Source organism: Methylobacter psychrophilus, assembly GCF_025583945.1.
Classification (GTDB): Bacteria; Pseudomonadota; Gammaproteobacteria; order Methylococcales; family Methylomonadaceae; genus Methylobacter_C; species Methylobacter_C psychrophilus.
Window position 1 is genome coordinate 23,521 of sequence record NZ_JAOEGU010000040.1, and the last position, 13,153, is coordinate 36,673.

Consider the following 13,153-nt stretch of genomic DNA (forward strand, 5'->3'; position numbering starts at 1 on the left):
GGTGATTAGCATGTCGACAAACAAAACAGCACTTATTACCGGAATTGGCGGCCAGGACGGTGCCTATCTTGCGCAACTACTACTGGGTAAGGGTTACAATGTTTTCGGCACCTCCAGAGATGCCGGGATGTCACATTTTGATTCACTGGCACGGCTCGGCATTGCCGGACAAGTCAATTTGTTGTCAATGGCACCTAATGATTTCAAAAGTACGCTTACGGCAATTTCAAAAGTGCGACCGGATGAGATTTATCATCTTGCCGGGCAAACTTCGGTGGGATTGTCTTTTGAGCAACCATCAGAAACCATTGAAAGTATCACAATTGGTACGTTGAATATTCTTGAATCGCTTAGATTTTTGGAATTACCGGCAAAATTTTATCATGCCAGTTCCAGTGAATGTTTTGGCGATACTAAAGGTATTCCTGCTGACGAGTTGACTGCGTTTAATCCTGTAAGCCCTTATGCTGTTGCAAAGTCTGCGGCACATTGGTTGGTAAAAAATTACCGCGAAGCAAATAAGATGTTTGCAGCCAATGGAATTTTGTTTAATCATGAATCAGCACTTCGTCCGGCACGATTTGTTACCCAAAAAGTCATCCGGTCAGCTTATCGAATATCTGTCGGTTCAAAAGAAAAGCTTAATTTGGGTGATCTGAGTATTGTTCGCGATTGGGGTTGGGCACCCGAATATGTTGACGCCATGTGGCGGATTCTTCAGGCTGACGTGGCGGAAGACTTTGTGATTGCAACTGGTGAAGCGCATTCGTTAGAAGATTTTGTCGATCAGTCTTTTGCTTATTTTGGCCTTAAATGGACTGACCATGTTGTACAAAATAAGGAATTTATGAGGCCGAATGAAATCCCCTGGAGTCAAGGTAATCCGCAAAAAGCCTCAGATAAGTTAGGGTGGAAGGCAACGAAACGGATGGGGGATATCATTCAGATTTTGGCAGAATCACAGAGTTTAGCACCTTAATATGTAATTATTGAGTCCCCCTCTTTGAAAAAGAGGGGTTAGGGGAGATTTTATTAGATAAATCCCCCTCTGCCCCCTCGCTTTGCTCTCCCCCTTTTTCAAAGGGGGAGGTGAATAATTAGCTTAATTTCAATTAGGAAGCTGTACAAATTAACTTGAGTATAATGCTCAGGTTATTTTATCCACATTCTTAAAATGAATAAATTAAATACCGTATTGCTTGTTACTCAGCGGGTAAATCAGGAGCATATTGGTTGAAATTAATTTTAGCAGTGGATGCGTTATCACCACCGTTGTCTGGTATTGGTCGCTATACATGGGAGCTGGCAAGTCGTATTGGCCATGTGCAAGGTATTGAGCAGGTCCGTTATTTCCGGAACGGCGAATGGATCGATGATCCGACATCTTTACTTGGTGGTGCTTCTCCGAGTCGTAAGCGTTATTACAATTTGCCACGCTGGGCGAAGGATTGGTATTGGCAGCAAACCTGCCGTGGCAATGTATTTCATGGGCCCAATTTTTTCCTTCCCCCTTATGCTGAAAACGGGATTGTTACGGTACATGATTTATCGGTGTTTAAGTTTCCGGAAACTCATCCAGTGGCGCGTTTAAGGGAGTTTGATAAATTGTTTCAACGTACCTTGGATAGTGCTGTGCATTTAATTACGGTTTCTGAAACTACAAGGCAAGAAATAATTGATTACTTGGATTGGCCTGCCGAAAAAATTACTGCAATCCACAATGGCGTGTCAGCATTGTTTGCTCCACAAACTTCAGAGATATTGATGCCCTTTTTAAGTCGTTATGGTTTAAGGTATGGCGGTTATATTTTATGTGTTTCGACAATTGAGCCACGCAAGCGTATTGATGCGTTGCTTGATGCTTATAACCAGCTGCCTGCCAGCTTGCGAGCGATCTATCCTTTGGTGTTGGTGGGCGGTAAGGGGTGGCGTAGCGAATCTTTGCACGAGCAGATTGAGAGAGGACAAAATGCCGGGTGGCTGCACTATTTGGGCTATGTGCCAGAGGCTGATTTACCCGCACTTTATGCCGGTGCGCGGCTTTTTGTCTACCCGTCAATTTACGAAGGTTTTGGATTACCTGTTATCGAGGCCATGGCCTCGGGCGTACCTGTGCTGACATCGAATCGTTCCTGCTTGCCCGAAGTTGCTGCAGGTGCGGCCATGCTGATAAACCCGGATGATATGGATGCTCTGACAATCGGGTTAGAAGAGGGATTGATTGATTCTGAGTGGCGAGAAAAAGCGATTGCATGCGGATTAAAGGTTGCAGCACGATATGATTGGGCTGAATGCGTTAAGCAAACTGCTGCGGTGTATGTTGATGGTTTTGATGGTTAAAAGAAATCAATGGAGTCAGACTCGATTGAAAGCCCGGCTATTCATAATGGATGTTAATTTAGTATAACCCTTTTATTTTTATTTCAAGTCCGCTAGGTCCTGTAGACTTTCAGAAATTAAATTTCCAATTTACATCGCTGCAAACTCTACGGATACCATCCCTTCAAGGGATGTTATCCGTTAGCATCGAAATTATTTATCTGAGAATCTATATGTATTTCTTTTTCAATGGTGTTTATTAATGGCAATGTAAAGCCATTATATGTGGGATAAAAGTAGCCCTGTAATAACGAAATTACTGACATGGCATCCGACATTATCAGGTTGACTGAGTACTAACCATTAACTTAAAAAAAGAAAGATTCCGTGAACAGAAACATTGGAGTTGGACTCAGTGGATTATCAGGTGTTTCCAGTGCAGAGAAGCCCAACTTAGTATAAAAGGAAATCGCTCCAGCGTCCGCATCGAGGTATATTCCGCGACACCCAGCAATATTGGCGGCTTTCTTCGTTTCGCCAAGAGTATGCTTCATCAGTCGACTGCCGTAGTTATTTCGTTTGTACGCAACATCAACTCCGAGCATAACTAAGCGCACGCAAGGAACCATTGAAGGAAAAGACTGGTTCGAGAGATTGCTCAGGAGACTTTGATTAACATAAGACATCATCAAGGTATAAAAACCTACGAATCTGTCATTATTGGCCGTATCAAGCAGAGCCCAAGCAACTGAAGTACCAGTTTTGACTTGTGGTTTTAGGCTATTGTTAACGAACTTATTGATAGTTTGATGGCCACAGTCAAATTTCTTCAGGTCTTTGTATTTTTTAGTCGGATCGAACTTCTCAATCTTTACCGTCATTTACCTGATTTCCTTGAAATCTGGCAGTTCACCTAGAGCCTTCATGGCCTGGGTTGGCTCTGGAGGCTGCTTCATTAGTGCAGCAAAACGGCGCTGACCCTCAACACCTAACTGAATTGCGGAATAGTTCGCGATAACCTGTTGCGCACGCTCAGCGGCAGGTGCTAGAACGAAAGCTGTTGCGTCGATACCCATCAGCGCCGCAGCTCGAAAGATAAGGTCTTTCATATCCTCTGTTGTCTTTAGTTCAATACGCGCATGCTTAAGTGTTGTTCCCATGATCTTTGCTCCTGTTTGATTTGGTAATTAATTGTACGGCTAATAGTCGTATAGCGTCAACTCATTATACGAATCAATGGCGAATCAAGAATCAATGGGGTCAGTCTCTAATACTGCTACCGTTAAATCAATAAGTTATATATTATCAATCAGTTACGTGTTGTTTTGGCTGAAGAATACAGAAAAATAAAGTAATCGTGATACTTAAAATCAATAAGATAGGTTTATTTAAGGCAGATTTTACGATTTTATTATGATAGCAACCAACAGTTTTATCTGGATTAAAATTAAGATATCGGTTTAATACATTGATTACTAAGTATTAAAAATTAACGGTAGCAGTATTAGGGTCAGACTCGATTAATTTTTGGTTTTTTGTATAATGGAATACTTGTTTTTCTGAGCAAAGAACTGGCAATGGCACATAAACCAGTTACGGGTAGTTTTGGCTGTATGCTTAAAATCAATATATTGATTATTAGAAATTAACGATAGTAGTATTAGGTCCGTACCCGTTTAAAAAATATAATATTTTGTGCGCTTACTTATACAGCATCATAACGACCACTTTGCAATCCAGTTCAGGTGGATAATCGGGGCAGAGGATAAACAGTAGTGGTTTCAGAGTAAAATTATATCCAAGCTCCAGCTTCGCTATAGTCTTTCAGAAATTAAATTTCCATTACATTAAATTTTGAGCCCGTACGGATAACATCCCTTGAAGGGATAGTATCAGTTAGCATCGAAATTATTTATCTGAAAGTCTATAGTTCCCAAGCTGGAGCTTCACTGCCATTAAGTTAAGCGTTGAAATACCTTTTACATGGAGTACAAACCTAGGTTTGTACTCCAACAGTCACTTTTGATTCCTTATTTCTTAACTTAATGGCAGTGAAGCTGGTGCTTGGAAACGAGGGAAAAATTTTAGTGGTAAGGGTATGCAGAAATGGAGTTATAAGTTATTATTTGGAGATACCGCTGAAAAACAGCGGACAAGGGATGATAGGGTTTTATTGGAGAGTCGTCAGTGGAGCCATGTTACTACCCGACATTATAAGAAGGGGTGTAAGTCTTCACTACGCGCTAGTGGAAGGCTGGGGGGAAATGGCTGTAGACCATAAGCACCAAGGCTCTCAGAGAATTTTGTTTTACCGGACGACTAATACGCGCTAGCGGAAGGCTGATACTCATGTCTCGACCATAAAAGTGTGATGGTAGTAAATACAATAGCACGCTGCAATCTCCAATAATGGCGAGAAATACTTAACGATTCACCATTTAAATTCAGATATCAAGGAGTTCAACATGACTAAGTCTACTTTTATCCCTGCTGCAGATCATGATTTTTTGGTCTGGATGGAACATTTTATCGACAATATAACGCCTGACCATGGCACGACAGCATCTGACCTGGCCGCTCTGAAAGCTGCCAGCGCAGACTTCCGTGTCAAAATGGCTCATACCAACGATGCGGCAGCCCTTGCCAAACAAGCCACGGCTGATAAAAATGCCAGTCGTGATAGTATCGAATCCCTGATTCGGACGGTAGTACGGCAGATCAAGGCGCGTTCTGATTATACCAAAGGCCAGGGCGCACAACTTGGCATTGAAGGGCCTGAGAATACGCATGATCTTACTATCTCTCATCCTGATTTGACTGGCATTGACCAAACAGGTGGATTGGTTGCTTTGAGTTTTAATAAATCCAAAAGCGATGGCGTCAATATTTATTGCCAACGCGAGAATGATGCCGATTGGACGTTGCTGGCCCGCGCTACCTTCTCGCCATTTCTGGATAATCGCCCCTTGCTCCACATCGGTAAACCTGAACTGCGTCGATATACTGCTGTTTATATGCTAAAAGACCAGGAAATTGGTCGATACAGTGATGACCTTGTGATTAATTGCGCACCTTAGATAATCGCTACGCGGTTATACAGCTGTACTGATGGAGATTAGCTTCTGCCAATTACAGACATCGATAAATTCTTTTCTTGGCTTACATTGATGTTCATAAATTTAAATGTTAAAGTTTCCTATTAATATGCATAATTTATGTTGTTTTGCATACTTTTATTATCTGGAAGCTAAGGGAAAAAATGAATAAACGAGTTTCTATCGTCGAAACCGGGCTGTCCAGGTTTACTGGTAAACTTAAGCCATTGCTGTTTTTGTTGGTCTTGGCAGCTTCAACAACAGGTTGTGCCAGTTTTAACAACTTTTTCGGTTCTTCCGGCCCCAGCGGTTCGAAGGTACAGGATGTGCCTAAAGATCCGCAAGCTAATGGCATACAACTTGTAACTGTCGATGGCACTGTTGCCAATAGACTGAAAGCCAGGCGCAAGAAAAGTTTATTTTCAGAGGCCTTTGTCAACGCAGGCAAGTCTGGATATGTACTTGGTGCAGGTGATGCGCTTGAGGTGTCTGTGTGGGAAGCACCGCCCGCAATGCTGTTTGGCGTAGCTGCATCAACAAATCTTGGTACCGCTCCCTCCACTTCACAAAAAACAGCTTTTCCCGAGCAGATGGTTAATGCCGAAGGCAAAATAAGCATACCTTTTGCAGGTGAAATTTCTGTAGTGGGGCTCACGCTGCAGCAAGTTGAGATGAAAATTGTAAAGAGCCTCAAAGACAAGGCCAACAACCCCCAGGTGCTGGTGCGTTTGAGTAACAACAACACAGCGAACGTCACGGTGATAGGCGAAGTGGCAGCAAGCGCTCGTATACCATTGACTGCACGTGGTGAAAAGTTACTGGATGTACTGGCGTCTGTGGGGGGGGTACGGCAACCGGTTAAAGAGATAACACTTCAGCTAACCCGAGGTAATCAGGTTCAAGCGCTGGCACTGGAAACTGTTATCAGCGATCCACAACAAAATATCGTACTGCAACCTGGGGATGTGATTACGGCTATAGTTCAGCCATTAAGTATCACAGTATCTGGAGCAATGGGCAAAAACCAGGAACTTGGCTATGAGACCAAGGGGATTACCCTGGCACAGGCTATCTCACGTGTTGGTGGTTTAAATGACGCGACTTCGGATGCACACGCCGTGTTTATCTTCCGCTTCGAGGATAGTAAGGCATTGGATTGGGCTAAGCCGCCGAAGCTTACATCAGAAGGCAAGGTGCCGGTAATTTATCAAGTGGATATGACCGATCCCGCCAGCTTCTTTGTAGCGCAGAATTTTCCTATGGCCGATAAGGATATGCTGTATGTTTCCAATGCGCCATCTGTTCAGTTGCAGAAATTTATAACTATGGTATTTCAGTCTATGTTTATTCTCCAAACCTTCGTACCCACTCTCTGATGCGATCTTTTTCTTTTCAAGATTGAAATCAGTGTAATTGCGGCTACCAACCAATCCGGAACAGATCTACTTAAGCGTGACGAGGTTTACAACCTGGTTACTCATGTTTTAAAAACTATTAAAGTCTTCAAGCATTTCAGTCGGGGTTGCAAACCCCGACCGGCATAGTAAGTTAATGCTTACTTACTTACTTGTTATAATGACTACCAAAACCAATAAGTACTTCGAAATATGGTTGAACGTATGTACCCACCCTCAATTTATAGGGTTATAGCTAATGCATAAGATTTTGATTGATGTTACACGTCTCCTGGATCGCAGGATGCAGGGGCGATTACCTACAGGCGTAGACAGGGTTAGTCTGGAATATGTGCGGCACTTTGGCGAGCGATCAGCTGCTTTGGTGCGTTTTTCAGGGCAATGGATAGAGCTTAACCGAAAGAGTTCGGAACGAATTTTTGACGCGTTACTGTCCCCGATGGGATGTTATAATTCGTTAATCCGGCGAGCTGTTACCCGTGCTTTTCCTTATAGTGTTGGTCAACGATTTTCTACGCCCCGATATCTATTCAATACAGGGCATAGTGGACTGGAAAAGCCACAATATACCCATCGTTTGACGCGTTCCAAGCTTAAACCACTTTTTTTTGTTCATGATTTAATTCCATTAACGCATCCTGAATATTGCCGACCCGGGGAATCTGAGCGGCATAAAATCCGAATCAATACCATGCTTGGTCTTGGGCATGGTGTAATTGCAAATTCTACTGCAACGCTGGATGAATTAACCGCTTATGCGCATGCCAATAGTTTGCCAGTGCCGCCAGCGGTAGTGGCACTGCTGGCTTCCGCCCGATTGCCTGTTGCTGTTACTGACTCTCCTCTAGACACGCCTTATTTTGTTATGTTGGGTACCATAGAGCCTCGTAAAAATCATTGGCTGGTACTTCAATTGTGGCGACAATTAATTGAGCGTTTTGGTGATGCGGCACCGCGTTTGTTGATTATTGGTCAGCGCGGTTGGGAGTGCGAGAACGTCGTCGATTTACTGGAGCGTTGCGAAGTTTTTAAAGATTTTGTTATTGAGTGTCCGGTTTGTTCGGATATTGAACTGGCCTCCTGGTTACAGCATTCACAAGCTTTATTGTTTCCATCATTTACTGAAGGCTATGGTATGCCGCTAGTTGAGGCGCTGGCATTAGGGGTTCCGGTGATCGCAAGCGATTTACCTGTGTTTCGTGAAATTGCCGGGGATATTCCTGAATATATCAATCCGTTGGATGGTAAACGTTGGGGTGATTTAATTATTGAGTATGCACAGAAAGACAGTCAGGCTCGATTGAAGCAATGTCAACGGATGTCCGGTTTTTTGGCTCCCACTTGGGATAAACATTTTGATCAGGTTGAGGCATTAATGGAGCGTTTGAGTTTTGTTGGAGATTAGTTCATTCTCTAATTCGGTTATTTATGCGTTGGATTTTTCTTCCTGGAAAAAGACGGCAGTGCGCCAATGTTTCCCTGGTTCGAAAGTGGTCTTTATAGCCAGTGCTGTTGATGTTCCAGCAGAAGGAATTTTGGTGGTGTGGGGTTTAAAGCCAATATCGGGTGAGCTGGCCATAGATGTGAAAATTATACGTCTGGAAGATGGTTTTTTACGCTCTGTTGGTTTGGGTGCCGATCTTATTCGGCCGCTGTCTTGGGTTGTAGATAGTCGGGGTATTTATTATGATGCCACCCGAGCTTCTGATCTTGAGTATCTGCTTGTAAATACGGCCTTTTTTCCAGAGCTGCTGCAACGTGCAGCTTGCTTGCGAAATCGAATTGTTACTGAAGGACTTACCAAGTACAACATCGGTGCGTTTGACTGGCAACGACCTTCTGGCGCGAGGAAAGTTATTTTAGTGCCTGGTCAGGTCGAAAGCGATGCCTCGTTGGTTTATGGTGCGCCGAAAATTCGTTCTAACATGGCTTTATTACAAGCGGTACGTATGGCCAACTTGGATGCTTATGTCATTTATAAGCCTCATCCCGATGTGATAGCCGGATTAAGAGCCAAAGGCGAGAAAGAAGATGATGCTCTGCATTGGTGTGATGAGATCGTGACGGATGTAGATATGGGAAGTTTGCTCATGCTCGTGGATGAAGTACATGTATTAACCTCTCTGGCCGGATTTGAGGCTTTGTTGAGAGCCAAGCCGGTAACCTGTTATGGGCAGCCTTTTTATTCTGGTTGGGGGTTAACAATAGATGTTGTTCCCAATCCACGGAGGGAGCGAAATTTGTTGCTTGATGAATTGGTAGCCGGTGCGCTGATTACCTATCCACTTTATCTAAGCCGTAATAGTCATGCATTGATTACACCAGAGCAAGCGCTTAATGAACTCATTGATTGGCGAACCAGAACGGGTAGTATCGTGCCTTGGTGGCGGAAATTATTTAGAATGGTATTGCGACGTGTTGTGGGAGTGCGATGAGTCAGTCGCGCTCTTTTTTATTGTTGCAAGGTGTTTGTTCACCTTTTTTTGCAAGATTGGCAGATCAGCTTAAAGCTGATGGTCATCGGGTCTTCAAGCTTAATTTTAATGCCGGGGATTGGGCATATTGGGGGGTAAGACCTGCTTGTAATTATCGGGGGCCTGTTTCTGAATTACGCGATTTTCTTGACCATAAATACCGTCAATATGGTATTACCGATCAGATTTTGTTTGGTGATCGTCGACCTGTGCATCGTTCTGCTGTAGATCGCGGTGAAGCCTGTGGTATTCGCACTCATGTATTTGAAGAAGGCTATTTTCGCCCCTATTGGATCACGTTAGAGCGAGAAGGTGTTAATGGACATTCTTTGTTACCTCGTGATCCTGACTGGTTTCGAGAGGTAGGAATGCAGTTGCCGGATTATGGTGATGGGCAGCCTTTTCAATCGTCTTTTAAAATTCGTGCAGCACATGACGTGGCTTATCATTCGGCAGGTTTCTGGAATCCCTTGTTTTTCCCTCGTTACCGTAGTCATGCGCCGGTGATTGCACCCATAGAGTATTTTGGTTTTGCCTTTCGGCTGCCAATGCTGCGTTTTCACAAACTCCGGGACAACGCTCTGATAAATAACCTGATTAGTTCTTCTACGCCTTTCTTTTTATTACCCTTACAATTGGGCAGTGATGCCCAAATTCTTGATCATTCCCGTTTTGAGGATATGGCAGAAGTCATTGAGTTTGTGATGGAATCCTTTGCACAGTATGCGCCGATGGATGCGAGACTGGTGATTAAGAATCATCCACTGGATATGGGCTTGGTAAATCATCAAAAATTGATTCGTAGTTTATCGGAGCGCTTTGATTTATGTGGCCGTATCGATTATCTGGAAACAGGTAATTTAGAAGCATTGTTGAATCATGCACAAGGGACAGTAACGGTAAACAGTACGGTTGGATCACTTTCATTGGGATTAAATTGTCCCACTATTACGCTAAGCGATCCGATTTATAACTTACCTGGCTTAACTTTTCAGGGACGGCTGGATGACTTTTGGGTAGAGCGGCCCTTGCCTGATAGTGAGTTGTTTCGACGTTTTCGTAATACGGTTATTCATACGACTCAGGTCAATGGCGGTTTTTATTGTTGTGATGGTATAGCTTTGGCGGTAAAGAACAGTCTATGTATGCTTGAGCCTGAATACTCACCATTGGAGAAGTTATTATGAGTAAATTTGCTTTACCGCGAACCATATTAATTACCGGTGCAACAGGTGGTATTGGTGGTGCCCTGGCTGAAGTTTATGCCGAGCCGAATAATGTCTTGATTCTCCAAGGTCGTAATAGCATTCGACTCGCAGAGCTGGCAGTCATCTGTGAAGAAAAAGGTGCAAGGGTGTTAATCCGCGTATTGGATATGCGAAACCTGAAAGAACTCACGGCATGGTTACGTATGATTTGCGAACAGGAAAAAGTTGATCTAGTGATCGTCAATGCTGGTGTAAATAACAATATTGGTCTACAGGGTGCAGGTGAAAGTTGGGAAGATGTTCAGGCTTTGATTGAGGTCAATGTGCTTGCAGCGATGGCAACAGTCGATGCCGTACTTCCTTCGATGCGCGCACGAGGAGAGGGTCAAATTGCTTTGATGAGTTCGTTGGCGGCTTATTTTGGTTTGCCGATAACTCCCAGTTATTGTGCCAGTAAAGCGGCATTAAAAGTTTATGGTGAGGCTTTGCGTGGTTGGCTACACTCCGAGGGTATTCGGGTTAATGTGGTGATGCCGGGTTATGTCGAATCGAAGATGTGTCGTGACATGCCGGGGCCAAAGCCGTTTCTGTGGCCAGCAGAAAAAGCAGCGCGCACGATCAAGCGCGGCTTGGCGCGTAATCAGTCGCGTATCAGTTTTCCGTTTCCGTTAAATCTGGGAACCTGGTTTTTATCGGTATTGCCTGCTGGAATTTCGGAGTGGATTTTGCGGCTGTTAAATTATGCTGGGTAATTTGTTTTGGTCGCCGATAGCACTGCCATTATTTGTCGGTACAGGTTTATCATTCTTAATTGAATGTTTGTTAAAGCCTCAAGCTCTAGCATTTTGGAAGCGCCACACGGCTACCTTGAGTATTCATCTTGGTCTTTGGTTATTATTGTTTGCCTTTGAGCTTATGGTCGTCAGGCGGCCTTGGTTTGCAACTATCATCGAACTGGCTTTTCTGTTGCTGGTGGTGCAGGTTAACAATGCCAAATTTTATTCATTGCGAGAGCCTTTTATTTTTCAGGATTTTGAGTATTTTACTGATGCTTTAAAACACCCCCGTCTTTATCTGCCTTTTTTAGGCGTGGGTCGTGCTCTAATTATTGCGGTAGGATTTGGCGTTGCTCTATTTGCCGGATTGACATTAGAGCCATCTTTGACTCTACGGATGCCAATTACTGAATTTCTCATAATGGTTTTTGCTATGGTGATTTTAGGCTGCGCTTTGGTATGGCTAGGTGCAAGGCAGAAATTAACAGTAACTTTTGAACCAAAAACAGATTTACAGCAATTGGGTTTACTAGCGAGTTTGTGGCGATATGGTGAGGCAGAGCGTGGCAGTTATTGTACTCCTTCACCTTATGACTTTGTAGAACCGGCATCCATAGCGCTAGCAGAATTGCCAAAGCTGGTGGTTGTACAAAGTGAATCCTTTTTCGATGCGCGGCGATTGTTTTCTGGAATACGCACAGAGGTGCTACAAGAATTTGATATCCTGACAGCCAATGCAATTTTTCATGGACAAGTAGAAGTGCCGGCCTGGGGTGCCAATACCGTACGTACCGAGTTTGCCTTTTTGTCCGGCTTGATCGCCGATTCGCTTGGTGTTCATCGCTTTAATCCTTATCGCAAGTTAGCCCGTCAGGGAATTCCTACATTGGCCGGTTTTTTAAAAAACCTGGGCTACCGAACGGTTTGTGTGCATCCGTATCAAGCCAGCTTTTATGCTCGAGACAAGGTCTTTCCGTTGCTTGGATTTGACGAGTTTATCGATATTAAAAGCTTTAACGGTATCGAAAAAACCGGGCCTTATATTGGCGATGTTGCCTTGGCTGAAAAGGTTTGCACCTTGTTGGAAGCTTCTTCAACCCAGCCGATATTTGTATTTATTATTACCATGGAAAATCATGGGCCACTGCATTTGGAAAAAGTATTGGAGAGTGATGTGGAGCGCCTGTATTCAAATCCACCTCCCGATGAATGTGATGATTTAACCATTTATTTACGGCATTTAAGTAATGCAGACCATATGACCGGAATGTTGCGCAATCGGTTGGAAACTTTGCCAGGGAATAGTTGGTTATGCTGGTACGGCGATCATGTACCCATTATGCCCAAGGTTTATGGAGAAATGGGAACGCCACAAGGGCAAACAGATTATTTTATTTGGGAAAAAGGTGCTTGCTCTGGTAAGGAGAATCGACTGGATATTAAAATAGAAAATCTGGCATTTCTGCTATTGCAAAAAATGGGGCTGCTTGGTAGCTAACATGCCGGTCGTGGTTTGTAACCCAGACTGAAACGTTTGGAGGTTTGAATAGCTTGCAAAACATGGATAACGAGGTTGTAAACCCTATCAGGCTTCAGTATATAAGGTAACTCGCAATAAATACTACCCAATCATTACCTGACTCTGGGAGCACCACCGACTTAATGATTCCTGCAACGCTGTGTACGAAGCGTGTGGAAACTATTATTGCTAGTTGCCTAAAGGCCGGAGTACAAACCTGGGTTTGTACTCCAAATTATCAAGGTGTCAGGTATTGTCACTGCCATTAAGTTAAGTATATGGGGATTATAAATTGGGGGCTTATTGATTGCGAGTTGCCTAAAGGCCGGAGTACAAACCTAGGTTTG

11 protein-coding genes are annotated in these 13,153 nt (G+C 43.7%); 9 read left to right on the top strand and 2 right to left on the bottom strand.

Translation table 11 applies throughout. The annotated features are described in order from the left end of the window. Positions 1 to 10 precede the first annotated feature (10 nt). Positions 11 to 979: a GDP-mannose 4,6-dehydratase gene (locus N7974_RS15395; RefSeq protein WP_262966476.1), complete on the top strand. Its 969-nt coding sequence runs from the start codon at positions 11 to 13 to the stop codon at positions 977 to 979. A gap of 254 nt (positions 980 to 1,233) precedes the next feature. Next, positions 1,234 to 2,340 (top strand): glycosyltransferase family 4 protein, encoded by a 1,107-nt coding sequence (locus tag N7974_RS15400; RefSeq protein ID WP_262966477.1) that lies wholly within the window; start codon positions 1,234 to 1,236, stop codon positions 2,338 to 2,340. A 347-nt stretch (positions 2,341 to 2,687) separates the two neighbouring features. Here N7974_RS15400 and N7974_RS15405 read toward each other — a convergent pair whose 3' ends face one another. Further along, positions 2,688 to 3,200, bottom strand: coding sequence for a GNAT family N-acetyltransferase (locus tag N7974_RS15405; protein ID WP_262966478.1), 513 nt, complete (start codon positions 3,198 to 3,200; stop codon positions 2,688 to 2,690). Beyond that, positions 3,201 to 3,479, bottom strand: a complete 279-nt coding sequence (locus N7974_RS15410; protein WP_262966479.1) for a type II toxin-antitoxin system TacA family antitoxin — start codon at positions 3,477 to 3,479, stop codon at positions 3,201 to 3,203. Between the two features lie 1,305 nt (positions 3,480 to 4,784). Between N7974_RS15410 and N7974_RS15415 the strand changes: the two genes are divergently transcribed. The 7 genes from N7974_RS15415 (at position 4,785) to N7974_RS15445 (ending at position 12,785) form a co-directional block, all read left to right on the top strand. After that, positions 4,785 to 5,396, top strand: coding sequence for a hypothetical protein (locus N7974_RS15415; RefSeq protein WP_262966480.1), 612 nt, complete (start codon positions 4,785 to 4,787; stop codon positions 5,394 to 5,396). A 182-nt stretch (positions 5,397 to 5,578) separates the two neighbouring features. Next, entirely contained in the window at positions 5,579 to 6,790 is a 1,212-nt protein-coding gene (locus N7974_RS15420) for a polysaccharide biosynthesis/export family protein (RefSeq protein WP_262966481.1), read from the top strand. Between the two features lie 277 nt (positions 6,791 to 7,067). Beyond that, positions 7,068 to 8,234 carry a glycosyltransferase family 4 protein gene (locus N7974_RS15425; RefSeq protein WP_262966482.1) on the top strand — a complete coding sequence of 389 codons (1,167 nt, stop codon included), beginning with the start codon at positions 7,068 to 7,070 and terminating at the stop codon, positions 8,232 to 8,234. After that, entirely contained in the window at positions 8,221 to 9,264 is a 1,044-nt protein-coding gene (locus tag N7974_RS15430) for a capsular polysaccharide export protein, LipB/KpsS family (RefSeq protein ID WP_262966483.1), read from the top strand. The genes N7974_RS15425 and N7974_RS15430 overlap by 14 nt, the downstream gene beginning before the upstream one ends. Then, complete coding sequence (locus N7974_RS15435) at positions 9,261 to 10,490, top strand: capsule biosynthesis protein (RefSeq protein WP_262966484.1); 1,230 nt, start codon at positions 9,261 to 9,263, stop codon at positions 10,488 to 10,490. Before N7974_RS15430 ends, N7974_RS15435 begins: the two co-directional genes overlap by 4 nt. Next, positions 10,487 to 11,263 carry an SDR family NAD(P)-dependent oxidoreductase gene (locus N7974_RS15440; RefSeq protein ID WP_262966485.1) on the top strand — a complete coding sequence of 259 codons (777 nt, stop codon included), beginning with the start codon at positions 10,487 to 10,489 and terminating at the stop codon, positions 11,261 to 11,263. Before N7974_RS15435 ends, N7974_RS15440 begins: the two co-directional genes overlap by 4 nt. Next, on the top strand, positions 11,253 to 12,785 hold the full coding sequence (locus N7974_RS15445; RefSeq protein ID WP_262966486.1) for an LTA synthase family protein: 1,533 nt from the start codon (positions 11,253 to 11,255) through the stop codon (positions 12,783 to 12,785). Before N7974_RS15440 ends, N7974_RS15445 begins: the two co-directional genes overlap by 11 nt. Positions 12,786 to 13,153 lie beyond the last annotated feature (368 nt).

Excerpts from the sequence above, each read along its gene's own strand:
- N7974_RS15395 (WP_262966476.1), top strand. The coding sequence starts at position 11 with ATGTCGACAAACAAAACAGCACTTATTACCGGAATTGGCGGCCAGGAC.
- N7974_RS15405 (WP_262966478.1), bottom strand. The coding sequence starts at position 3,200 with ATGACGGTAAAGATTGAGAAGTTCGATCCGACTAAAAAATACAAAGAC.
- N7974_RS15410 (WP_262966479.1), bottom strand. The coding sequence starts at position 3,479 with ATGGGAACAACACTTAAGCATGCGCGTATTGAACTAAAGACAACAGAG.
- N7974_RS15415 (WP_262966480.1), top strand. The coding sequence starts at position 4,785 with ATGACTAAGTCTACTTTTATCCCTGCTGCAGATCATGATTTTTTGGTC.
- N7974_RS15420 (WP_262966481.1), top strand. The coding sequence starts at position 5,579 with ATGAATAAACGAGTTTCTATCGTCGAAACCGGGCTGTCCAGGTTTACT.
- N7974_RS15425 (WP_262966482.1), top strand. The coding sequence starts at position 7,068 with ATGCATAAGATTTTGATTGATGTTACACGTCTCCTGGATCGCAGGATG.
- N7974_RS15435 (WP_262966484.1), top strand. The coding sequence starts at position 9,261 with ATGAGTCAGTCGCGCTCTTTTTTATTGTTGCAAGGTGTTTGTTCACCT.
- N7974_RS15440 (WP_262966485.1), top strand. The coding sequence starts at position 10,487 with ATGAGTAAATTTGCTTTACCGCGAACCATATTAATTACCGGTGCAACA.
- N7974_RS15445 (WP_262966486.1), top strand. The coding sequence starts at position 11,253 with ATGCTGGGTAATTTGTTTTGGTCGCCGATAGCACTGCCATTATTTGTC.